The organism is Candidatus Vondammii sp. HM_W22, from assembly GCF_022530855.2.
Lineage (GTDB): Bacteria > Pseudomonadota > Gammaproteobacteria > Chromatiales > Chromatiaceae > Vondammii.
Window position 1 is genome coordinate 2521060 of sequence record NZ_CP099567.1, and the last position, 22939, is coordinate 2543998.

The 22939-nt window shown below is 51.4% G+C and carries 19 protein-coding genes and 5 pseudogenes; 10 read left to right on the top strand and 14 right to left on the bottom strand.

Going from position 1 to position 22939, the window contains the following annotated elements; translation table 11 throughout:
• Window positions 1–55 precede the first annotated feature (55 nt).
• The 5 genes and pseudogenes from MN084_RS14065 to MN084_RS14085 all read right to left on the bottom strand — a co-directional run bounded on the left by MN084_RS14065 (window position 56) and on the right by MN084_RS14085 (window position 3894).
• Window positions 56–1126, bottom strand: coding sequence for a DUF4129 domain-containing transglutaminase family protein (locus MN084_RS14065; RefSeq protein WP_241087450.1), 1071 nt, complete (start codon window positions 1124–1126; stop codon window positions 56–58).
• Window positions 1054–2034 (bottom strand): DUF3488 domain-containing protein, encoded by a 981-nt coding sequence (locus MN084_RS14070; protein WP_241087449.1) that lies wholly within the window; start codon window positions 2032–2034, stop codon window positions 1054–1056. The genes MN084_RS14065 and MN084_RS14070 overlap by 73 nt, the downstream gene beginning before the upstream one ends.
• Entirely contained in the window at window positions 2031–2357 is a 327-nt protein-coding gene (locus MN084_RS14075; RefSeq protein ID WP_241087448.1) for a DUF58 domain-containing protein, read from the bottom strand. The genes MN084_RS14070 and MN084_RS14075 overlap by 4 nt, the downstream gene beginning before the upstream one ends.
• Window positions 2358–2390: 33 nt before the next feature.
• Entirely contained in the window at window positions 2391–2978 is a 588-nt protein-coding gene (locus tag MN084_RS14080) for a hypothetical protein (RefSeq protein ID WP_241087447.1), read from the bottom strand.
• Window positions 2978–3894: pseudogene (locus MN084_RS14085) on the bottom strand (AAA family ATPase). Before MN084_RS14085 ends, MN084_RS14080 begins: the two are co-directional and overlap by 1 nt.
• Before the next feature lie 376 nt (window positions 3895–4270).
• Here MN084_RS14085 and MN084_RS14090 point away from each other — a divergent pair.
• Window positions 4271–4405, top strand: a complete 135-nt coding sequence (locus MN084_RS14090; RefSeq protein ID WP_277400550.1) for a hypothetical protein — start codon at window positions 4271–4273, stop codon at window positions 4403–4405.
• A 38-nt stretch (window positions 4406–4443) separates the two neighbouring features.
• Complete coding sequence (locus MN084_RS14095) at window positions 4444–4743, top strand: hypothetical protein (protein ID WP_241087446.1); 300 nt, start codon at window positions 4444–4446, stop codon at window positions 4741–4743.
• A gap of 199 nt (window positions 4744–4942) precedes the next feature.
• Here the strand turns inward: MN084_RS14095 and MN084_RS14100 are convergent.
• A pseudogene (locus tag MN084_RS14100) lies at window positions 4943–5793 on the bottom strand (transposase).
• A 163-nt stretch (window positions 5794–5956) separates the two neighbouring features.
• Between MN084_RS14100 and MN084_RS14105 the strand changes: the two are divergent.
• The 4 genes and pseudogenes from MN084_RS14105 (at window position 5957) to MN084_RS14120 (ending at window position 8160) form a co-directional block, all read left to right on the top strand.
• Window positions 5957–6559, top strand: a complete 603-nt coding sequence (locus tag MN084_RS14105) for a TatD family nuclease-associated radical SAM protein (protein WP_241087445.1) — start codon at window positions 5957–5959, stop codon at window positions 6557–6559.
• 6 nt (window positions 6560–6565) lie between these two features.
• Window positions 6566–7444, top strand: coding sequence for a TauD/TfdA family dioxygenase (locus MN084_RS14110; protein WP_241087444.1), 879 nt, complete (start codon window positions 6566–6568; stop codon window positions 7442–7444).
• A gap of 77 nt (window positions 7445–7521) precedes the next feature.
• Window positions 7522–7872: pseudogene (locus tag MN084_RS14115) on the top strand (gamma-butyrobetaine hydroxylase-like domain-containing protein); the annotation flags it as partial.
• Window positions 7858–8160 carry a MoaD/ThiS family protein gene (locus MN084_RS14120; RefSeq protein ID WP_330178556.1) on the top strand — a complete coding sequence of 101 codons (303 nt, stop codon included), beginning with the start codon at window positions 7858–7860 and terminating at the stop codon, window positions 8158–8160. The pseudogene MN084_RS14115 and the gene MN084_RS14120, both read left to right, overlap by 15 nt.
• 36 nt (window positions 8161–8196) lie before the next feature.
• On the opposite strand, the gene MN084_RS14125 is transcribed toward MN084_RS14120, so the two are convergent.
• The 4 genes and pseudogenes from MN084_RS14125 to MN084_RS14140 form a co-directional block, all read right to left on the bottom strand.
• Window positions 8197–8844 carry a response regulator transcription factor gene (locus MN084_RS14125; RefSeq protein WP_241087442.1) on the bottom strand — a complete coding sequence of 216 codons (648 nt, stop codon included), beginning with the start codon at window positions 8842–8844 and terminating at the stop codon, window positions 8197–8199.
• Window positions 8837–11389, bottom strand: coding sequence for an ATP-binding protein (locus MN084_RS14130; protein WP_330178123.1), 2553 nt, complete (start codon window positions 11387–11389; stop codon window positions 8837–8839). The genes MN084_RS14125 and MN084_RS14130 overlap by 8 nt, the downstream gene beginning before the upstream one ends.
• A gap of 155 nt (window positions 11390–11544) precedes the next feature.
• A pseudogene (locus MN084_RS14135) lies at window positions 11545–12754 on the bottom strand (IS256 family transposase).
• Window positions 12755–13361: 607 nt separating this feature from the next.
• Window positions 13362–14214, bottom strand: a pseudogene (locus tag MN084_RS14140) (transposase).
• 313 nt (window positions 14215–14527) lie between these two features.
• Here MN084_RS14140 and MN084_RS14145 point away from each other — a divergent pair.
• Window positions 14528–15022 carry an RDD family protein gene (locus MN084_RS14145; protein ID WP_241087440.1) on the top strand — a complete coding sequence of 165 codons (495 nt, stop codon included), beginning with the start codon at window positions 14528–14530 and terminating at the stop codon, window positions 15020–15022.
• Here MN084_RS14145 and lptG read toward each other — a convergent pair.
• Together lptG and lptF are read right to left on the bottom strand one after the other, a co-directional pair.
• A complete protein-coding gene (lptG, locus tag MN084_RS14150) occupies window positions 15016–16080 on the bottom strand; it encodes an LPS export ABC transporter permease LptG (protein WP_241087439.1) in 1065 nt (354 codons plus the stop codon). The two genes, MN084_RS14145 and lptG, sit on opposite strands and share 7 nt — an antisense overlap.
• A complete protein-coding gene (gene lptF / locus MN084_RS14155) occupies window positions 16077–17186 on the bottom strand; it encodes an LPS export ABC transporter permease LptF (protein WP_241087438.1) in 1110 nt (369 codons plus the stop codon). Before lptF ends, lptG begins: the two co-directional genes overlap by 4 nt.
• 225 nt (window positions 17187–17411) lie before the next feature.
• Here lptF and MN084_RS14160 point away from each other — a divergent pair, with 225 nt between their 5' ends.
• Genes MN084_RS14160 through MN084_RS14170 form a run of 3 tightly spaced genes read left to right on the top strand, consistent with a single transcriptional unit; the run spans window position 17412 to window position 19776 of the window.
• Window positions 17412–18911, top strand: coding sequence for a leucyl aminopeptidase (locus MN084_RS14160; protein WP_241087437.1), 1500 nt, complete (start codon window positions 17412–17414; stop codon window positions 18909–18911).
• Window positions 18908–19339: a DNA polymerase III subunit chi gene (locus MN084_RS14165; RefSeq protein ID WP_241087436.1), complete on the top strand. Its 432-nt coding sequence runs from the start codon at window positions 18908–18910 to the stop codon at window positions 19337–19339. Before MN084_RS14160 ends, MN084_RS14165 begins: the two co-directional genes overlap by 4 nt.
• Before the next feature lie 5 nt (window positions 19340–19344).
• Entirely contained in the window at window positions 19345–19776 is a 432-nt protein-coding gene (locus MN084_RS14170) for a hypothetical protein (protein ID WP_330178124.1), read from the top strand.
• Window positions 19777–19854: 78 nt separating this feature from the next.
• Here MN084_RS14170 and parC read toward each other — a convergent pair whose 3' ends face one another.
• Both parC and MN084_RS14180 read right to left on the bottom strand, forming a co-directional pair.
• Window positions 19855–22104, bottom strand: a complete 2250-nt coding sequence (gene parC, locus MN084_RS14175; RefSeq protein WP_241087434.1) for a DNA topoisomerase IV subunit A — start codon at window positions 22102–22104, stop codon at window positions 19855–19857.
• Window positions 22105–22321: 217 nt separating this feature from the next.
• Complete coding sequence (locus MN084_RS14180) at window positions 22322–22888, bottom strand: CNP1-like family protein (RefSeq protein WP_241087433.1); 567 nt, start codon at window positions 22886–22888, stop codon at window positions 22322–22324.
• Window positions 22889–22939: the final 51 nt, after the last annotated feature.

Below are 22939 nucleotides of genomic sequence, written 5' to 3' on the forward strand. Positions count from 1 at the left end.
GGGGCAGGTTCGGTGTGTCTGTTAGTGGTTAATATAACAGAGGATGCCATTACCATCAGGGCCGAAAAGCACGAATCAGCTGGTGAAAACGTTGCCGTGACTTCTCGCCGTCGAGACGCCCATAGTGCAGGCCGATATAGAGGGCGATGATTTTTCCAACGGGAATTTTCAGATCAGCCCTTTTGGCGCCGATGCGTTGAAAGTAGTCCCTTGGGCCTTCGTGAGCCAGACGGGGAATTCCCGACCGCTCCATTCGTCTGCAGAAACGGAGATAACCGGCTTGAACCGGCGCCAGTTTTTCCCGGGCCCGGAGCCACAACAGAAGGCTGATCAACAGAATCAGCAACCCGGTGGCAGCGATCATGCCGATAGCCAGTTTGGCCCCTTTCAGAAAGTTCAGCCCCAGCAGGTCCATCAGCCGGCCCTGCTGTTCCATGGAGTAGCCGAGAACCCAACGGTGCCAGGATGCATTCATCGCATCGACGCCAAAGCGGACCTGTTTTGCGAAACGCTTAAGAAAATCTGACTCCACACTGCCGAAATTGATCGGGATACCGGGGGCCAGGCCCTCATCAAAATCGAACTCAAACGGTCGTTCAATACGTTCCGGTGCTACCGCGGCGGTGGGGTCTGTCCGAACCCATCCAAGATTCTCAAGCCAGACTTCGGCCCAGGCGTGGGCATCTGACTGACGCACGATGAGATGCCCTCCCATCGGGTTGATTTCGCCGCCCTGATAGCCGGTTACTATCCGTGCTGGGACGCCCGCAACCCGCATCATGGTGACGAAGCTGGTGGCATAGTGTTCGCAAAATCCCCGGCGTGTTTCAAACAGAAATTGATCCGCAGGATTATCATCCAGTAATGGTGGGTAGAGGGTGTAGTAAAAAGGCTCCCGACGAAAATAGTTCAGTGCCTGGTTTACCAGGGTACGATTGCTGTTGCTGGCGGAGCGCCAGGTCTGTACCAGCTGACGCATTCTGGCTGTGATGTTGTCGGGAAGCTGCAGTCCGCGTTGTCTCTCCTCTTCAGTGAGTGCGCCGGTGTTGTAATTCAGCCGCGAACTGATCTCATACCGATAACGTTTGCCTGAGGGTTGACTGCCGATAATTTGAAAATCGGGCAACAGAGCGTAGCGCCGGGCGGTAACCGATCGGGAAGATCGAGGGCAAAGAGCCATTTGTTGGACGATGGCTCAAGGGTAACGCTGTAATCTACCGGTGGAGCCATTGCTGTGAAGCGAAGTTGCTGTTCCTTTGGAGATTCACCCCTGCTCCAACGCCGGCCATCACTCTCCCAGAGCACCGGGCCGCGCCAGTAGCGCGCCTCCGGTGGGGGAACCTCCTGTTTGAAATCGACTCTGAAAGCGACGGCCTTGGAGCGAATCAGCTCACTGATACTGCCGGGTGTGATGCTGTCGCTGAGTCCGGTTACGCCTCTGGTCTGGTCAATGCCAAGATTCCACAGAGGTCCGGAAAAGCGGGGGAAAAAGATAAACAGCGCCACCATGATCGGCAGGGCCTGGAGCAGCAGTGACAATGAGAAGCCGAAGGAGTTAAGCGGTTTTGGTGACGGGCGGCTGCGGCTGGTCTCCACCAAAATGCCGATCAGTCCAACCACTATCAGCAGTACATAGCCGACCAACAGCATCTGTTGTTCAAACAGAAACAGGGTAATCAGAATAAAGAAGCCGAGAAAAATGGTGACATAGAGGTCTCTTCGCCGGCGTATTTCCAGCAGCTTCAGGCCCAACATGGCAGTGAGCATGGCAACACCAGCCTGACGGCCAAACAGCAATGGGTAGTGTTTCAGTACAATGGCGAATCCCGCCACGGTGAGCAGAAACAGCAGCAGACGTCCCAGTTGAAGCCGGGGCCGATAGATTGCCACGAGACGCAATGCTAGTGTCGTCAGAAAAAACAGCGTGATCCAGATACTGAGATGGCGGAAATGTGGCGCCACCATCAGCCCCATCAACAGCGCAAGGGTGAGGAACTCTCTGGAAGTCAGGCGGATTTCGGTTGCGACCTTCATCCTTTTTCACCAAATAATGCCAGTGCCGCAAGGCAGTTATGCCGGTGATTCTGCCCCCGGGCCGGGCTGATTTCGAAACCCGGGAGTCTGAGTCCAAACTCCTGTTCCTGGTCACAGGCGTCCAGTATGCCGCGACAGAGACGGCTCAACCGGGCCTCGGTCTCCATCTCAGGAAGGCTGTGCCAATCGATCCAAAGCCGTTCAGACCGGTCGCCGCCAAACTGTTTGGTTTGCAGACCCTGTTCTCTTGCGAACGCCTTCCAGTTGATATGTCGGGGAGAATCGCCGTCATGATAGGGCCGAAGCCCGACAAAATCATCCACTCCTGCCCCACGATCCCCCTTTGCACTTTGGCTTTAGTCCGGCATATCCGCTGGAGGGATCCGCTTGCCTGGTGCAGGGTAGACTAGGCATTCACTCTCCAGCTCTACATAACACCATGCCCGCAACAGTCCGGTTGGATAGCGGGTGGAGATGCTAAATCGGGGCAGCCCCAGTTTTCCCCGTCGGGGTGCAGACAACAGGAGAGAGAGTGATTGGCGGGATCTGTTTTGAAGATCGGTCTCAACGGCCTCACTTCCCTTTAACTGCAGGCGGATATCGGGTCGTTCACTGCGCCGTTTATTGATCAGCAGAATCTCAAAATTTGCTTTATCTCCGGCAAAGATAGGATTGACTCTCCCTGCCTGCAGTTCCACACCCAGCAGGTTTCGCCAAGTGTGTAGTATGGTTACCAGACCGAGACCGGCGAGAAGAAAGGTGAGGAAAAAACCGAGATTGTTGGCATAGTTGATGGAGCCGATAAGCATCAACATCAACAGCAGGCCAAAGCCGAAACCGTAGCGGGTTGGCATGATATAGATTTTTCGTGGCCTGATTTGCACCAAGCCAAGGTTATCCGCCTCGGCCAGCCTGAGAAAACGACTGAATGCAGAGAGTGCCATCAGGGCAGTGGGACCGATTCTAGTAGCTGACGCGCCAGCTCATCCCCTTCATCAGCGCCGGTGTCGGCACTGCTATGGAGACGGTGGGCCACAGTGGAATGAGAATTGCCTGAACATCTTCCGGTAACACTTGGGAGCGTCCATCGAGCAGCGCCCAGGCCCGGGCACCGTTGAGGAGTGCCAGTCCTGCCCTTGGGGAGAGACCATGATTATAGCGGAGATTATTACGGCTGAACTGCAGCAGGGCCTGAATGTAATCCAGCAGGGCATCCGAAACATGAATTTTGACAACCTGCTTCTGAATGGCTTGTAGTTGGCCCGGTGCAAGCACCGGCCCGATGCCGTTCAGCAATTCCCGCCGGTCGCTGCCGGCCAGCAGTTCCCGTTCGGCCTGGGCGTCGGGATATCCGAGGTGAATACACATCAGAAATCGGTCCAGCTGAGACTCCGGCAGTGGGAAGGTGCCGATTTGATGAGCCGGATTCTGAGTGGCTATGACAAAGAAGGGTTCCGGCAACTTGCGGGTCTCGCCATCGGCTGTTACCTGACGCTCTTCCATCGCCTCCAGCAAGGCACTTTGCGCCTTTGGGGTGGCCCGGTTGATTTCATCTGCGAGCACCATTTGCGAAAAAACGGGGCCGGGATGGAACCGGAACAGACCCTCATCTCGGACATAGATCGAAACACCGAGAATATCCGCCGGTAACAGATCGCTGGTGAACTGTATACGCTGGTAGTCAAGCCCCAGCAGCTTTGCCAGGGTATGAGCCAGCGTTGTTTTTCCCACCCCTGGCAGATCTTCAATTAAAAGATATCCCTTTGCCAGCAGGCAGGCAAGGGCAAGGCGTATGGCGTTCTCTTTGCCGAGAATGATTTGCCCAGCCTGTTGAATGATAGGGTCAAGTGTCGTCTTCATATTGATATCAACTTCATTCCGTGTTTTTGACTCTGGACAGTGCTTGTTGGTAAAGACTAAAAAAGGGACGCTATGGAACGCTGTTTATTCTCATGCTATCACTTAAAGATAGCCTCTAAAAACCTTCCAAAATCAGCGATATATAGCAACCAACTCAAACAACCATTGGTAAAAGTCATGCAGCCAAGTTTTTTGATCATCAAGACCGATCTGAACTCCTTGAGCAACAGGGAGACCCGCGACCAAAGCTGGAAAGTACCATAGACTGGGAGGCCTTTCGGGTATTGTTGGGCTCAGTTTATAAAAACAGTGATCCCAGTAAAGGCAGGCCCCCACCTTACGATATGGTACTGATGTTCAAGGTGTCTTACAGCATTTGTTCAATCTGTCCGATGATCAAACAGAGTTCCAAATACCGGATCGCTATAGCTTTTGTCGTTTTCTTGGGCTGAGCCCGGGGAAGATAAGGTACCCGATGCTAAAACGGTTTGGGTGTATCGTGAGCGCCTGAAAGAATAGGGCCTTGTCGGTAAACTCGTTTCAGAACTGTTGACCCGGATTAATGTAGCAGACTCCAGTGCTCGCAAGGGACAGATTGTAGATGCCGCTATCGCTCCAGCACCCAGGCAACGTAATAGACGAGAGGAAAATAGGCAGATCAAAGCCGGGGATAGCCCTGAGGCATGGAGTGATAACAAACGCCGCCAGAAGGATGTTGAAGCCCGCTGGATCATGAAGCATGGCAAAACCCACTATGGATACAAAAAAACTACCGGCATAGACCGAAAGAATTTCAAGAAATCCTTGAACAAGCAAATACTCGTATTTCTAGAGTTCGCTTTAAAATAGATGAAGAAAGTAAACCAGACCAACATACAGAAGCAGGCAGTGCGGAGTGGTTTTTTATCCTAGCTGATGAAATTAGAAAGGTGGTGGAGGATAGTCTCCCGAAACTTATAATATTGCTAAAAGTGAAATCCCATAAAAACATAACAAATCGCTGCACTGGACTAATTACTCGCTGGCGCTCGTAATTATACTGCCTGGGTTAAATATATACCGCCAAGCGTTCTTCGAACTCAATCATAAATCTATTCAGTGCTGGTTTCCAATGACGGATCGGCATTGTCCACTTTTTCGATGCGGCCTGGATTGCCAGGTGGATTACCTTCTTCGCCGAGTCATCGGTGGAAACAACTTCCGCTTTTTGATCACTTTGCGAATGACGCTGTTCAGCGACTCAATGGCGTTGGTCGTGTAGATCACTTTTCGTCTGTCCTCCGGGTAGTTGAACAGCGTGCTGAGATTCTGCCAATAAGCACTCCAGGAGCGGCTGATCTAGCGAGGTAAATTGCTTTGTTGATCACTTTCTTGTCTTGCCGGATTTTAACGACAATGCTGCCCAGATAAACAATAGGCTGAGTCGCACCCAGGGAGCGAGATTGCCATTCGACAACCTGTTCGGTAACCGCATCAGTAACTTTGGATATGAGTGTCGCGGAGACATCGGCTCCGTACATTTCCCTGAATGTCGTGACAATTGCGGGGGTCATCATACCCTGAGCATACAGGAAGAGGATCTTGTCATGCATTGAGGTAAATCAACGCCGGTGCTTTTTAACCAGCCGGGGTTTAAAGCTGCCCGCTCTTTCTCGTGGAGTATCCCCTTCAAACTGGCCATCTTCCGTTTGCAAAGTCTTGCCAGTAGTACCGTTGCAGCTATTACTCGCTTCGGGTTGTTCATGTTTGGCAAAGCCAAGGATGATCAGCCGGTTCAACGTTGAGTGCTGCATCGACCGTGATTTTGGCCAGCATTGGCCGAAACTCGTTGTGATCTTCTTCAGTTTTGACGTTATTAGCGGCTGCTTGGGCTATCGCCTGGAGCTCTTTTTTGTCGATCAGCTGCCTGTCCTCTCCCTTGTTTGGGTTTAATGATAGGCAGTTACACAGAATTTAGGTCTGTCTCATAGCTAATCCTATAGAGAACTTACCATTTTTGTTGAACCGAAGGTGCGGTATAGTGCTCTGCTTCCAAGTTTACTGACAGTGTGCTAATTATCCCGTGTCCAATCAACAGATCAGCTATATCATCGGCGACCGACTCTACCTCAATATCACCGACAGATGCACCCTGGAGTGCGCCTTCTGCCCGAAGACTCAGGGTGTTCATAAGGTCCATGATTATGACCTGACCCTGAAGCAACGGCCCACGGTTGAGCAGATAATCGCAGCCATTGATGACCCTGCAAAATATGCTGAGGTAGTCTTCTGCGGTTTTGGAGAACCCACACTGCGGTTCAAGGTACTGCTTGAAGTGGCCCGCTACATAAAGGCGAATGGTGGTAATGTCAAAATCAACACCGACGGGCTGGCTAATCTTGTCAACAAACGCAATGTCCTGCCGGAGATGGCCGAATGCGTGGATGCACTCTCTATCTCGTTAAATGCGCAGAACGCTGAAGTCTATGATCGCCACTGCGTCCCGGCATTGGCTGGCTCTTATGAAAAGATGCTGGAATTTCTAGCGAAGGCCCCAAAATACATCAAGGATGTCACCGCTACGGCCATTGATGGCCTGGAGGGGGTGGATATTGCCGCCTGTGAGGCACTGACGGAAGAACGGAATGTTAAATTCCGCTGTCGTCAACTGGGTAAAGTAGGATAAAATCGGATGCAAACCAACAGCCCATACTATCTCCATGACAATGATGCTTACAAAAGCTGGTGCGATGAAAAGCTTCAGAATTATCCAGCTTCTCTGGAAGATTTGATTGTCGAGATCAATGATCAGCAGCACCTGACGCCAGCGGAACACCAAGCGGTCATGACACTGATCAAAAAAGTCGGCATGGCGATCTATGCAAGCCATAATGGCAACCCTCATGACAAAGAGCTGATTCGTAGCCTTGGGCTGCAGTTCGGTCTAGACCACCTTGATCACAATATGTGTGCGGATGAAGACGCCATCACCTCACTGGCGGTACAGCCGGATGCCTTGCATAAAGGCTATATCCCATACTCGAACCGCCCCATCGCTTGGCACACCGACGGCTATTACAACAACATGAGCCAGCAGATCCACGGGCTGCTGCTCCACTGCGTTCAACCGGCCGCAAACGGGGGAGCCAATGAATTTCTGGACCATGAAATCATTTACATGCAGTTGCGGGATATAAACCCGATTTATATTCATGCGCTGATGAATCCCGAGGCGATGACTATCCCGGCCAATATTGTCGATGGCAAAGAGTTACGGCCCGCCCGCACCGGCCCGGTGTTTCAGATCCGTAACGATGGCAGATTGCATATGCGCTACACAGACCGCAGCCGCAGTATCGAGTGGCGGGATGACCCGGCCACCCAGGAGGCCGTCACAGAACTGAAGCGGCTGCTCAGGGCAGACTCTCCCTACCATTTCAAAGGAACGCTTCAGGCCGGCCAGGGGTTGATCAGCAACAATACCCTCCACACCCGTGATAGTTTTGAAGATGGCGACAGTGAACGTCTGCTCTATCGCGCCCGCTACTTTGACAGTATTAAGGGGGCCTGACAGGCACCAAAAGTATTGATACACATGAGCCGCTATGCAATTATCCGCCACCCCATTTTATTATCACGAGTTGCCACATGAGTAACCAGCCCCCGAAAAGAGTCCCATCAGAGATCAATCTTCACAGTAAATCACGACTGCTGATCATTGAGTACGCCGATGGCAAGCGATTTGAGTTGCCATGTGAGTATCTGCGCGTCTTCTCAAGAGCCATGGAGGTGCGAGCCATGGAAGGACCCATCACAGGCAAGGAAGGAGTCAATGTCACCGAGATTCAAGCTCAGGGGCGGTACGCCATCCGATTGATATTCGATGACGGCCACGACACCGGCATCTACTCTTGGGACACACTCTACGACCTAGGGGAAAACAAGGAGAAAAACTGGCAGACGTATCTCAAACAGCTGGAAGAGATCGGTTATGACCGGAATGCTGATACGGCAAAGCCGCGCAAGGTCAAACTTCTCTATTTCACCTATCTGGTAAAAAAACTCCATCGGAAGTCAGAAGAGGTAGATCTCGCTGAATCAGTAAAAGATGTTGCATCACTGCTCGAATGGGTCCGCCGACGCAACCGCGACAAAGCCCATCTGTTTAAAGAGGGGAGTGTTCAAGTGACGATCAACAAGCAGTTCTCAGAGCCGTTTACCTTGCTTGAAGACGGCGATGAGATCGCCTTCATTCCAACCTCGCCGATCGCCCCCGTTGCTGACTGATCTATGCATTTATTGTAAATGACGATGCCATCGATATCATGCCGATGGATCATCATTATTCTCAATTCGTTCATTGAAAATATTGGCGACCATTGCCATCTTGACCAGCTCTGCCAGCGAGTTTGCCTGCATCTTCTCCATCACCCGGGCACGATGCGCCTCTACCGTTTTTGCGCTGACACCCAGCGCAAGCGCTATCTCTTTGTTGGCCCGGCCATTGGTGACCATCTCCATTACCTGATGTTCACGAGGGGTAAGCGCTGCCAGCCGCGCAGCAATTTCTGACCTCTCTGCCTGAAGCGACCGTTGCTCTACATCAATTATCAAGGCATTTCTTATACTATCGAGCAGCAGTTCGTCATTAAAGGGTTTTTCAATAAAATCGACTGCACCTACCTTCATGGCACGTACCGCCATCGGGACATCACCATGTCCGGTGATGATGATGACTGGGATTCTGATCTGCTGTTCTACGAAGTACTCCTGGAGTTCTATTCCGCTCATTCCAGGCATTCTCACATCCAGCAGAAGACACCCCGCCCGCCCGGGATAATAGTTGCGGATAAACTCATCGGCAGAGCCAAAAACCTCCACATTCATGCCGACGCTCTCAATCAGCCATTTCAGTGAATTACGCATCGCCTGATCATCATCCACCACGAAAACAGTCGCTTTATTACCCATCTCTCTCCTCCCCGCTCGGAATCATAATGCTGAACCGGGTGCCACCTTCTTCTAAACGTTCCGCACTGATTTTTCCGTTATGATCTTCAATAATCGTCTGACTGATAACCAGCCCCATCCCCATGCCACTCTGCTTGGTAGTATAAAAAGGTTCGAACAGGCGGCCCATCGCCTCATCCTGGATTCCAGGCCCCGAGTCCAGCACCTCAATAAGGATGTATCCTCCCGCCTGACAACTTGTTCGAATAATCAGGCTGCGTTCATCTTCCTGTATTTCCAGCAGGGCATCAAGGGCATTTCTGACCAGATTTAGCAGTACCTGCTCGATCTGCACCACATCTACCCTGGCTTTCAACAAAACCAGACTCAGCTCCTGCTCGATAACCACATTCGCTTTTCGTGCCTGAAACTCGACAAATGAGCAGACCTCTTTCACCAGCTGGTTGATATCTGCAACACTGCGGATCGGCGGCTGTTTACCGATCAAGCTGCGCAGGCGCTTGATAATCTCTCCTGCACGGTCGGCCTGGGAGTTAATCTGGCCCAGAGCATGAAGAATATCGTCCCCCCCGTTGCCACTCAACTGCAAACGGCGTACACAACCATTCGCATAATTGGCAATGGCTGACAACGGCTGATTCAATTCGTGAGCCAGCCCAGTCGCCATCTCACCCATGGTGCTCAGGCGGCATACATGAATCAGCTCCTGTTGATGTTCCCGTGCCTGGTGTTCGGCCTGACGCACAGCAGTGATATCACGGCCATAGATATTCACATAACCAAGGTCTACCACGGGCGTTATCAGCAGAGAGTATATGCGGTCATCGCTGACCAACTGGGATTCCCAATCCTTGCCCGACAGAAAAACATCTGAAATCCGTTTTTTCCAGTAGAGCGGTAGTGTCTGTCCCTGCTCACAGCCCCAGTATTCGAGCAGGGGAGCACTGGCAGCATTGGCATAAATAATCACCCCGGGCTGGTTGACTCTAAGCACAGGACTGGGACTCTCCGATGGGAATTTCGCCAGACTTCTGATCACCTGCTCAGCCCGCCGCCGGTTCGACATATCGTGCATATAGACCGTAAACACAACCCGGGTCTGGAGCTGAATTGGTTTTATCGCGATCTCAACAGGCAGCTGGTTGCCTTCCCGGGTAACAGCCCACATCTCATGCTGGACCTCTTCTTTCTGATCACCGGGATTTTCAAGAAAACTGTTAAGCATATTGCGGAACACTGGCTGATTTTTCACGTCCAGCATCAATTCGGCAAAACTCTCTCCAATCACTTCATCCCGATCATGCCCCAAAGTCTGGGCCGCCGTGTTATTAAACTCGATAATTCGCCCGGTCTCATCAATGGTAACAATAGAATCTAGGGCAGCCTCCATAATCGTGCGCTTCAGCGCCTCGGACTCCTGCATCTCAAATTCATGCTGCTGTCGCATCTCATCCCTGGCATCCCGCACCAGCCGGATAAACTGCTTAATCCAGTCTTCCAATACAAACAGTTGGTTACCCTGCTCAATAATCGGTTGAGCTTCACCCAGCGCCCGCCGTGAAAAAAGTGAAATACGCCGAAGTATCCGATTCAACCGTTCCGATAACAGATAGAAGACAAGGGTAAAAATAGTGACAAAGGCCGTTGCTGTTATAATTCGCTGCCGCCGCTCCAATCCCGCAACCCGGCCCCTGATCACCTCCATCACTGTATTGGGTACCAGCGTGGCAAACTGGATATTGATGGTCGATCCTTCATACTCGAAAAAAGATTGGTCAGTCACCTGATAGTCATGCTCCACCTTTTCCATCAATACCCCAGGTGGCAACCTCTTGTAATCACTGCTGGAAAGAAAGCGCTGCTCATCTGCATCCAGCAGACCTACCACCACATCATCCAGGGCAACCCCCTGTTGTGATGAGGTGAGAAATTGCTCATCGATGGGTGCCATCATCATCAGCAGACCCATGACGGTACCAGTGGCATCTTCTGCCGTCTCAGATACCAGAAGGTAGGGTTCATCACCGAGGGTGGTAAGCAGCGCCTGCACCCGGTTTTCACTTGAAAAAAGCTCGTTGATACCCGCCAGCTCGGAAGGCAAGTTGCGTTTTCCGACCTGATAAATCTCGCGGGTTCGACCTTGTTTATCGATCAGCAAAATGTGGCTCGGCTGAATCAGCGTCCGCCAAAGGGCTGTATTGGGCAGCCAGGGGGGCGTATTGTAATAGACAAACGGCACTTCTCTGTCACTCTCAAGCCAATGGACAGGCTCCAAATACTGAGACAACTTGCGATGATTTGCCAAAAGACGGATGGTTGATGTGTGGGCCGTTACGTAGTTGTTATAACGAATCAACGTCTCTCTGGCCTGCTGCTCCAGGCGGACCTTCAGTTCATCGGCAAAAATACTCTTCAGCGCCCGGGGCTGCACCTGCTCCAGCACGAGCCAGACGAACAGGCCGCAGAATAAGCCAACCAAAATCGCCAACAGGGGCATGGGTATGCGCCGTAATAGATTGGGACGTGATATTAACGGACTCTGCATTGTTCCAGCATTATGACGGCCAAAAGGAACTGTCGCCAGTCTCTGTTGCATCGGTCAGGGGAAACGGGGATTTTCAGTTGGCTGGAAAGCGTGGAAATCAGATGAACCCAAGCGGCTAAGCCGAGCCTGTAAAGTTTTCTGTGTAACAGCCAGGGTTAAATATATACCGCTAAGCGTTCTACGAACTCAATCATAAATCTATTCAGTGCTGGTTTCCAATGACGGATCGGCATTGTCCACTTTTTCGATGCGGCCTGGATTGCCAGATAGATTACCTTCTTTGCCGAGTCATCGGTTGGAAATAATTTCCGTTTTTTGATCACTTTGCGAATGACGCTGTTCAGCGGCTAATGGTGTTGTTCGTGCAGATCACTTTTCGTTTGTCCTCCGGGTAGCTGAACAGCGTGTTGATATTCTGCCGATGGGCACGCCAGGAGCGGCTGATCCGGGGATACTTGTTGTCCCATCGGTCAGAGAATTTATCCAGCGCCAATAAGGCTTCTTCCTCGGTGATGGACTGGTAAATCTTTTTCAAATCAGCCGTGACAGGCTTGTAGTCTTTCCAAGGCACGTACTTCATCGAGTTCCGTACCATATGCACGATACAGAGCTGAATCTGGGTATCCGGAAAGGCCATGTTGATGGCATCAGGAAAGCCTTTTAAGCCATCGACACAGGCAATCAAAATATCCTTCACACCGCGGTTTTGAAGCTCTGTCAACACGTTCAGCCAGAATTTGGCCCCCCCTCATTCTCCGATAGCCACATCCCTAATAATTCCTTGTGGCCTTCCAGGTTAACGCCCAGAGCGAGGTAAATCGCTTTGTTGATCACTTTCTTGTCTTGCCTGATTTTAACGACAATGCAGTCCAGATAAATAATAGGACAAATCGCATCCAGGAGGCGAGATTGCCATTCAACAACCTGTTCGATAACTGCATCAGTGACTTTGGATATGAGTGTGGCAGAGACATCGGCCCCATACATCTCCTTGAATATCGTGACGATTTCGCGGGTTGTCATACCTTGGGCATACAAGAAGAGGATCTTGTCATCCATTGAGGTAAATCGACGCTGGTGCTTCTTAACTAGCTGAGGTTCAAAGCTGCCCGCTCTATCTCGCGGGGTATCCAGTTCAAACTAGCCATCTTCCGTTTGCAAGGTCTTGCTGGTAGTGCCGTTGCGGCTATTACTCGCTTCGGATTGTTGATGCTTGGCAAAGCCAAGATGATCAGCCAGTTCAGCATTGAGTGCTGCCTCGACCGTGATCCTGGTCAGCATTTGCCGAAACTCGTTGAGATCTTCTTCAGTTTTGATGTTTTTAGCGGCCGCCTGGGCTATCGCCTGGAGCTCTTTCTTGTCGATCAGCTGCCTGTCCTCTCCCTTGTTTGGGTTTAATGATAGGCAATTACACAGAATTCAGGATAGTCTCGCTAAGCCAAGTACCTGCTGTTCTCAACACACAAGCTCAGTGTCATCCATTAACCGATACAGCACATCCTGATTCATCGAATCCGAATGATTGGCCATGAGGCCTAGCCGGCCTCCACGCCATGAACCACCACCTCGAACTGGGGAGGGGGCAGCCCTCACTTTCCAGTATCAGCGATACATCAATCTGTGCATGCACCAAGTGTGTTTTCGATCTCGTGATGCATTTTGGGGCATCCCGGTCCCCAAAATGCACTCAATCTTCGACAGTCTATATTGCCCAGGCCATCCTGCGTACGCGCCACTTCGCTTATGTGGACTCCCCTCTGTCAACAACGAAATGATTAAAATATAGGATAATAAAATAAATGCGTGCTTATGTGCGAACTCTAATTTTGGCAGCTAACCCAGGCCCAATGATTTTTACGCGAACTGTATGGTTAAATCTCTCCAGCAAGTTTGTTTGCTCTGTGCGAAGCACTGACTCTTACAGTTGATTTGTCATCTACGTTAAGAAGCTTTTTGTTAGTGATTGTTACGCTTAAGCCAATAACGGCTCAGCTTTATATTCTGTACCTTCCGTCAATAGGGCAAATGCCGTCCTGACCGTTTTGTTTGCGGTTCTCGTTTGTCAACATGGTTGATAACGGACATCGCACCATTCACAAGATAACTCCTCATGTCAATATTCTTCGTCAATCTCCCGATAGTACCAAAATTTGTTTTCCACCACTGGAATGCTGAAGCCGCGTCAATCCGATGCATGCTGATGCATCCCTTCCCATTTTAAATGTACCAGCTTCACCGCAGCCTATCGCAATATAGAGATTAACAGCATTTATCGTAGACACAACCTCTAGTGCCGCCCGCAACTTCTCACATTCCGGGTGTGCCTTGATGGCCTGTGCCAATAGCCTATCCTTTTCCGCTATGTTTTTAACCGTCGGTAAGTAAAGTCTCCATATTGCATTCAATGCCTGGCGAAACTGCTATGCAAAACCTTTTCTCTGCGTCTTCAAGCACCCCTTGAACTGTGCCACCTAATCCACCTCTTCTTGATGACACACGTACATTCTCATGATGGACTGCTCTTGTTGCTCAAAAGTCTTGCCATTGATGAATTTAATATCAACAAGCTGACTAGCCTGTACGATGGCCAAGGCATCATTTTTATCGGCCTTTTGATTTTACCTTATCTGAGAAACAAGCTTGGCTGATATAATGTGGGCATCATGACCATTGTCCTTAGCCACTTGCTTCCAGTAGTTGGAAATCGCACAAGGTTCGAACACGGCAATCGCTAGTTTAGCCATGACCAGACAGGATGCAAATTCCCCTGATGCCATTTCATCATTGGTAACTATCTCAGGTCCCTTGACAACGCACACCCGGATAACTTTTTTGGCTAAATCTACACCTGTAGTCGTTTTCTTCGTTTATTGGGCTCCCATTCTTTGCTTTAAGGGCAACCAGTTTCTGTTTTAGGGTGAGGGGAGTCCAATTATCTCTCCATCGCCGGTAGCGAGTAAATTTTGCCCTTAAAGGGATAAAAATAAAATACGGGGGATTGCGCGGTACAGCAAGGTTATCCCCAATACTGTTTCAATCTGATACATTGAGGAATTGATTGATAGTTTACTCCCAACAACACGGTAGCGTGTCCGTCCGACAAAAAAATACAACTTAAATAAATAAAAATGAGGCCAGATGAACGATCCAAAGCCAATTGATATCAGCAACGCCATTAGCCCAGGACTCCCACGCCGCTTGGCGGCCATTGTTTATGACAGCTTTTTGGTAGTGGGACTGCTACTATTGGCGGCCGCGCTGGCCATGCTCCTCGCCGCCTCTATTGGCGGTAAGGAGGCGGCGCTCCACATCTCGGAAAACGTGCTGTTCAAACTTTGGATTGCCCTTGCGCCACTATTTTTCTTTATCGGCTTCTGGACACATGGCGGCCAGACGCTGGGCATGCGGACCTGGAAGATAATGGTAATCCGACAGGACGGTATGCCGCTCAACCTTAAAAATGCACTGATTCGTCTCTTTTGCGCGATCCTCTCATGGCTGCCAATGGGCCTTGGCTTTCTATGGATGCTAGGTGACCAGGATGGATTGACCTGGCACGACCGGCTCTCCGGGACTCAAATGGTTATGCTGGAAAAAACAGCTCTAAAAAGTAGACGGCTTATTGTTCAGTGAATTTTGCGGACGAACCAGACGCCAAAAGAGAGGAATATCAGTCCTGGCACTGCTGCGGCAAACAGCGGGTTGAGGCCGTAGACGATCGCCATTTGGCCAAACACCTTGTTCAGCAGAAAAAAAGTGATCCCCAACAGGGCGCCGGCAAAGATCCGCTGACCAATGCCCACTGAACGCAGTACGCCAAAGACAAAAGGGACGGCAAGAAAAACCATTATCAGCGTCACCAGCGGTGAAATAATTTTACTCCAGAAGGCAACTTCATAGGTGACCGCCTCCTGCCCATTGTCGTGCATAAAACCGATATATCGGTACAAGCCCCACACCGGCAGCATAGTAGGCCGCACCACAACCACATCAAGCAGAGACGGATTCAGCAGTGAGTCCCAAGTCGCCTGCTCCAGCTTTCGGCTCACGACACCATCCTTGGTAAACCGAGTCTGGTCAATCTCTTTCAGCAGCCAATGATCGCCCTGATATTGGGCAAATCCGGCATGGGTTGCCACCTCCAGCTCACGCTTCTCGGAAAACTCATAAATGTAGATATCCTGCAGCTGTGAGCCTGGCAGAATTTTCCGTATATTGACAAATGAGTGCCCGTCCCTGGCCCAGAAGCCATAACGCGATTTCATTGTAATCTGTTTCGATATCTTCTCGGCCCGCATGCGTTCCGCATACTGCTCAGTATTCGGTGCAACCACCTCACCGATCAGCAATACCAGAAAAATCACCAGCAGACCGGATTTCAGCACCGAGACAATAATCCGCGCCAGAGAAACTCCGGCAGAGCGCATGGCGATCAGTTCAGAGTTACTTGCCAGTCTGCCCAGCCCGATCAGGCTACCGAGCAATACTCCCATGGGGAAGATTTCATAGGCTCGCCGGGGAAGAATAAGCAGTACATAGAGAAAAGCGTCTTGCGTCGTGTAGTCACCCTGTCCAATGTCACCCAGCTCATCTATCAAGGTAAAAAAACCGGCCAGAATAAGCAGTACCAGAAGGGTAATCAGAATATTCCCAACCACTGTATGCCTGATATATCGATCTAGCAGCTTCACGGTCTCTTACCCCTGAAGCGGCTGGCCATTGCAGCGGTAAAACGATGGGACTTGTAGAGTATCACCAAACCGCCAAGAGTCAGCATAAACGGATGCACCCACCATCGCCCTAACCAGACCGGCGTGATGCCTGCCACCATCCAATTGCCTGAAACGGCCTGAAGGTTAAGAAAAATAAAATAGAACAAAATAGCCAGCATCAGACTACCGTATATGCCTTCACGCGGCAGTGATTTACTCAAAGGAACACAAAGAATGGTGAAAACAATAATAGCTGTGGGGAATATCAAGCGATATTGAAACTCCGACAGCTCACTGATTTTTTCCGAGCGCATCAGATACCCGCTTGGAAGCGCCTTTGGCGGCAACGCCTTAACCGCTTTTTTACCTTCACCAATGCGAATCGCATACTTCTCGTAATCCCCAACGGTGTATGCGCTGTTACCCGGCGACCCCTCATATCTGTAGCCGTCATTCAATACCAGGTAGAGCCCGCCTGTCTCTTTATCTACATATTGGTAACCCTCTGCCGCAGTCACCAACCCCAGCTTCCCATGTTTTCTGTTCTGGATAAAAATATTCCGCATCCGGCTTTTGTCATCGGATATGGACTCAACATAAAACAGCAGGTCACCCTGACTGAACTCATTAAAGCGACCCGCCACCGCCGTTCCCAGCTCTGCCGACTCATCCTGCTGACTCTGTATGGTCTCTTCCTTGTTCTGGTTGACCCAGGGAAGCAGGCTTATGGTAAGCCAGGCGACTAGTGCTGTAACCGGCAGCGCCATCAGGAGAAACGAGCGAAACACCCTGAAAGTCCCCACTCCTCCCGCAGCCAGTGCAGTCATCTCGCTATCCCGGTACATACGACCGAGCGTATACAGAATAGAGAAGAAAAAAGTGGGAGGAGCCACTGGGCCAAGTACCTGAAGCACCTCAAGGCCGAGCAGTCGCATCAGCACTTCGTTGCTGATAATACCGGAGGCTGCATCTTCGAGAATGCTGATGTAGCTCTGACTAACGACGATCAGCATCAGCACCGTCAGGATGGCAAGAAAGGATTTGCTGGCTTCCCGCAATATATAGCGGTCAATAATGGGTAGCATAGATTACGTCAGGCAATTATACGGCTTAAAAACTGGAACACGATATTCCCCCTTGGAACCGGGGGCATTCTACCTCAGAGCATTAGAATACAATAGTTTCTGTCTCAGCCTATCAATCTGACTGCTGAACATGGCCCTGGCACCTGTGCCAAACAGCAGCAGTTCTTGTAAACTATCCATAGTGGTGCCGGAATCCGGCACAGAATGATTATTCAGGAGTCTTTTATGGAATACCCTCTGAGATCCGGTGATCCCAGCAAACTGCGTACGGCCTGCCTAGTCCTCGGCATCTTCTCCAAGCGCAATCTTTCTGAACCTGCAATCACCGTAGACAAAGCCAGCAAAAGCTTTCTGGGGAGAATTCTGAAGAAAGGCGACATGGATGGCAAAAGCGGTCAATTCCTGATGCTCTACGATGTCCCAGGCATCCGCGCTGAACGGGTATTACTGATTGGGTTGGGGGCAAAAAAGGATTTTGATCTTTCAGCCTATCGCAAGGCGATGGCCAAGAGCGCCACTATTCTAAGCGAAAGCCACACCACGGAAGCCGCCAATACGCTCTCCCTTGTAGAGCCGCAGGGAAGCGACATCTACACCCAGATGCGGGAATCGGTTACCACGATTGAACGGCAATTCTACCGCTTCGATCAGTGCAAAAGCAACGTGGAGGAAATAAAGCGCCCACTGAAAAAGATGGGGCTGTTTATCGGCGATCGCCGCAGTGCCAAGCGTGCCGAACAGGCTATCGCTCATGGTTGCGCCATCGCCCGGGGCACATCCCTGGCAAAGACCCTCGCCAATCTGCCCGGTAATATCTGCACACCAAGCTACCTGGCCAAAGAGGCACTCGCCCTTGGCCGTCAATCGCCTAAGCTGAAGGTGAAAATCCTTGACGAGAAGCAGATGGAAGGATTGGGCATGAGAGCCCTTCTTTCAGTCTCCCGGGGCAGCAGGCAACCGGCAAAGTTGATTGTTATGGAATACAAAGGGAGCAGCGATAAGAGTAAGCCGGTGGTCCTGGTAGGCAAAGGCCTTACTTTTGATGCCGGCGGCATTTCGATCAAGCCTTCCGCAGGCATGGATGAGATGAAATACGATATGTGCGGCGCCGCCAGCGTGCTGGGCACTATGGCCGCTTGTGTGGAGATGGCGTTACCGATCAACCTAGTCGGCATTGTACCCTCTTCGGAAAACCTGCCGGATGGCGACGCCAACAAACCCGGGGACATAGTCACCAGCATGTCAGGGCAAACCATTGAGATACTCAATACCGATGCGGAAGGACGCCTGATCCTCTGCGATGCGCTCACCTATACCGAACGATTCAACCCCGCCGCAGTAATCGATATTGCCACCCTCACCGGGGCTTGCGTAGTGGCTTTGGGAGCCCACGCTTCAGGGTTGCTGGGAACTGACGATGCGCTGGTGAATGAACTGCTGGCAGCAGGTGAGAGCAGCGGTGACCGTGCCTGGCAACTGCCGCTTTGGGATGACTACCAGGAGCAACTGGACAGCAACTTTGCCGATATAGCAAACATTGGCGGTAAAGGAGGTGGCACCATCACTGCCGGCTGCTTCCTGTCGCGCTTCACCAAGAAGTATAAATGGGCTCACCTGGACATTGCAGGCACTGCATGGAAAAGCGGCGCCCAGAAAGGAGCGACGGGCCGCCCCGTCCCCATGCTATCCGAGTTTCTGCTGAAGCGTTGTGGTCTCGGTAAATGACCCAGGTTGATTTCTACATTCTGGGCGACCAAGCCAAAGGTGACCGATACCAACTGGCCTGCCGTATTGCAGACAAGGCCTGGCAATCGAACCGGCGAATCTACCTCAACACCAACTCCGAAGCTGAATCCAGACACATAGACCGACTTCTCTGGACCTACAGGGAGGGGAGCTTTCTACCCCACGGCATCCTCGGCGAGAGTGACCAGGCGATGACCCCTATTATCATTGGCAATGGTGGCGATGCGGCAGATGAGCACGATGTATTAATCAATCTTGCCAATGAGGTGCCGCTGTTTTTCAGCCGGTTTGAACGGGTGGCGGAATTTATCGATAACGACCCTGAAATCCGCAAATCAGGCCGTGATCGATACCGTCTCTACCGCGACCGGGGCTATACTCTGAATACCTACAACATAGACCGGTAATAAAAGTGAAATACCCCTTTCATCGAACAGCCACTGCCGAGCCACAAGAAACGCCTCTCGCGGTGGATTCATCCGGCATTCCGATACTCGATGAGGTGGTAGACTTTAACCCCATTGGACAGGAGGACAGTGCATTCACTGATGGACCAGTGCCGGCTTCACCCAATCTTGCACTCAACCTGCCGATGCATGACGCACTGCTTAAAGCGATTCGAGAACAGCTGAAGTCACAGCTTCAGAACGAGCTGGCGCTGATGATCGATCAGTTGACGTCTGAAACAATAAGCCAGATAACCATAGACCTGGAAGAGACCATGCGGGAGAAACTCCAAAGCTCTCTGAAAAGCAGAATCAGCGAACTGATTGAGCAGTCACTGAATCAACACCTTCGCGATAGTCAGGAAAGCGCACCTGATACTAAGAACACCGATAGTTAGTGTTCATCCAGAAACCGATAACCCACCACCAGGACACGAACAGACGCGGATTAAGGCGGTTGTCCACTGAATGCCCCGCTACCCCACCTTGATGTTATCCACCTTCTGGAAACCGCGGGGTAATTTGCTGCCACGGCGCCCATGCTCACCCTGATAGTGATCCAGATCACGCCCTTTAAGGTTAATGTGCCGCTTGCCAGAAACAGCCGTGAGTAAGGCACCTTCAGGAACGCAGGTTAATGCCACCACAAACTCTTCTCTGCTGGCCACCCGCTTTGGCGGAATGCCGATAATCTTATTTCCCTTGCCCCGGGAAAGTGCCGGTAGCTCGGAGATAGGGAAAGCCAACATGCGGCCTTCGTTAGTAATCGCCACCACACGGTCACTCGCCATATCGGTGATCGGCACCGGGGGCAAAACCTTGGCCCCTTTAGGCAGAGTCAACAGCGCCTTACCCGCCTTGTTCTTTGCCATCAGATCCTTATATTGCACCAAGAAACCATAGCCCGCATCGGATGAGATCAGATACCACTGGTCAGATTCACCCCCAAGTACGGCGATAAACAGAGCGCCGGATGGCGGTGACAGCCGCCCGGTCAGAGGCTCTCCCTGACTGCGCGCAGATGGCAAAGTATGAGCCAGCGCCGAGTAGCTGCGCCCGGCTGTATCGATAAATACCACTGACTGGTTACTGCGTAACTGTGCTGCGCCAAGATACCGATCCCCAGCCTTATAGTTGAGGCCGGTGGGATCTATCTCATGGCCCTTGGCCGTCCGCGCCCAGCCTTTCTCGGAGAGAATAACCGTCACGGGCTCACTGGGGGCCAGCTCAGTCTCATCCAGCACCTCTGCGGCAAAACGCTCTACAATGGGCGAGCGTCGGCCATCACCATACTTTTCGGCATCGGCCTGAACCTCCTTGCGAATCAGCGTCTTCATGCGCTGCCGGGAACTCAGCAGTTTTTCCAGGCGGTTTCTCTCTGTGGCCAGCTCTTTCTGCTCTGCACGGATCTTCATCTCTTCAAGCCGGGCCAGCTGACGCAGTTTGGTGTCCAAAATATAGTCGACCTGAATCTCTGTCAGGTCGAAACGGCTCATCAGCACCTTTTTAGGCTCATCCTCGGTGCGAACAATACGGATCACCTCATCTAGATTGAGAAAGGCAACCAGCAAACCATCCAGCAAGTGTAACCGCTCATTCACCTTGCCAAGGCGATAATCCAATCGGCGGCGTACTGTCTCAAAACGAAACTCCAGCCACTCCTTGAGCATATCCCGCAGATTTTTTACCTGGGGGCGACCGTTCAGGCCGATCACGTTCATATTCACCCGATAAGTGCGCTCCAGGTCGGTGGAGGCAAATAGGTGTGACATCAAACGTTCCACATCCACACGGTTGGAGCGCGGGACAATCACCAGACGGGTTGGGTTTTCATGGTCCGACTCATCGCGCAGATCTTCAACCATGGGCAGTTTTTTCGCCTGCATCTGGTAGGCAATCTGCTCCAGTATCTTGTCACCTGACACCTGATGAGGCAGTGCCGTGATCACTATATCTCCCTGTTCACGCTCATATCGCGCACGCATACGGATGCTGCCAGTACCGGTACGGTAGGTTTTCTCCAGCTCACGACGGGGAGTGATAATCTCCGCATCAGTCGGGTAATCCGGCCCCTGGATATGCTCACACAGCTCTTCCAGAGTTGAATTGGGGCTCTCCAGTAGGCGGATACAGGCACTGGCCACCTCCCGCAGATTGTGCGGCGGAACATCCGTGGCCATACCCACAGCAATACCTGTCGTTCCGTTCAGCAGCAGGTTAGGCAGGCGGGCGGGCAACACTACCGGCTCTTTCATGGTGCCGTCAAAATTAGGCACCCAATCGACGGTTCCATGGCCCAACTCGGACAGCAGCACCTGAGTATAGGGTCTCAGACGCGCCTCGGTATAACGCATGGCGGCAAAAGATTTCGGATCGTCCGGCGATCCCCAGTTGCCCTGACCGTCTACCAACGGGTAACGATAGGAGAAGGGTTGGGCCATCAACACCATCGCTTCATAGCAGGCTGAGTCACCGTGAGGATGGTATTTACCCAGCACATCACCCACCGTACGGGCAGACTTCTTGTGCTTGGAGGAAGCAGAAAGCCCCAACTCCGACATGGCATAAATAATACGCCGCTGTACCGGTTTCAGGCCGTCCCCGATATGGGGCAGGGCGCGATCGAGAATGACGTACATGGAGTAGTCCAGATATGCCTTCTCAGTAAACTGTTTCAGCGGCATCTGTTCGATGCCTTCCAGACTCAGATCGATTTGGCTTGCCATAAATGCCGGAACCCACACTTCCAGTTGAATAGTTGGAGGAAGATCATACGAAAACTGGCTTCACTTGTCACAGCAGGCTGAAAACAAGTGAGTCTTCGATCTCGCGATGCATTTTGGGACGTCCCAGTCCCCAAAATGCACTCGATCTTCGACAACCTATTATTGCCCGGCCACCAGGGACTACCGGTCTTCGCTTCGCTCTCCATGGCCGGCAGCATCAGTGAAAGCCTATTTCACTCCGCTCAAACCGGCCATACTTGATCGCATCAATCATCTTTTCAGGGGTGCGATCAACCATCTTGTGGGCACAGAAGTAAAACTCCCAAAGATCCTTCCGGTAGCGGGTGTATAACGTATCCATAAGGGGTTTCCACTGCGGCTTACGCATGGAGCGAAAGACACCTTTGCCATTCCCATAGGCATAAACCTTGTACTCTTTGGCCGTGCAGCGCATCCCCTCATAGGCGACATTGTTGACCCCCGTTTTTGAACGAATGACCAACGTGTACCTGACTATCCCATCTGCCTTATTATAGCCAAGGGACTTGGTATCGATAAAATAACGAAACCTAGAACCCGGCAGATCAACATCGAACTCCAGCAGATCCTCATCCTCAGGGTAATCCGGCAGAGCAATCGTCTCTTCAGCCCATACATGCTCTTCAATATTAGGGTTGAGCGACTGGTGGGGCTCTTCAAGGCCCGTCTTTGCCCCATATGCACTACCTGTTAAAACAACAGATAGCATTGAAAATAGAAAATAACCGACTCTCATCTTTTGCATCGTTTTAGTCTCAAATTCGAGATACCCATCCGTAAACTATCAAAAAGGAAC

Coding starts and splice junctions, on each gene's coding strand:
- MN084_RS14070 (WP_241087449.1), bottom strand. CDS start 2,034: ATGAAGGTCGCAACCGAAATCCGCCTGACTTCCAGAGAGTTCCTCACC.
- lptF (WP_241087438.1), bottom strand. CDS start 17,186: ATGCTACCCATTATTGACCGCTATATATTGCGGGAAGCCAGCAAATCC.
- MN084_RS14145 (WP_241087440.1), top strand. CDS start 14,528: ATGAACGATCCAAAGCCAATTGATATCAGCAACGCCATTAGCCCAGGA.
- parC (WP_241087434.1), bottom strand. CDS start 22,104: ATGGCAAGCCAAATCGATCTGAGTCTGGAAGGCATCGAACAGATGCCG.
- MN084_RS14080 (WP_241087447.1), bottom strand. CDS start 2,978: ATGGCACTCTCTGCATTCAGTCGTTTTCTCAGGCTGGCCGAGGCGGAT.
- MN084_RS14110 (WP_241087444.1), top strand. CDS start 6,566: ATGCAAACCAACAGCCCATACTATCTCCATGACAATGATGCTTACAAA.
- MN084_RS14130 (WP_330178123.1), bottom strand. CDS start 11,389: ATGCAGAGTCCGTTAATATCACGTCCCAATCTATTACGGCGCATACCC.
- MN084_RS14180 (WP_241087433.1), bottom strand. CDS start 22,888: ATGCAAAAGATGAGAGTCGGTTATTTTCTATTTTCAATGCTATCTGTT.
- MN084_RS14125 (WP_241087442.1), bottom strand. CDS start 8,844: ATGGGTAATAAAGCGACTGTTTTCGTGGTGGATGATGATCAGGCGATG.
- MN084_RS14165 (WP_241087436.1), top strand. CDS start 18,908: ATGACCCAGGTTGATTTCTACATTCTGGGCGACCAAGCCAAAGGTGAC.
- MN084_RS14160 (WP_241087437.1), top strand. CDS start 17,412: ATGGAATACCCTCTGAGATCCGGTGATCCCAGCAAACTGCGTACGGCC.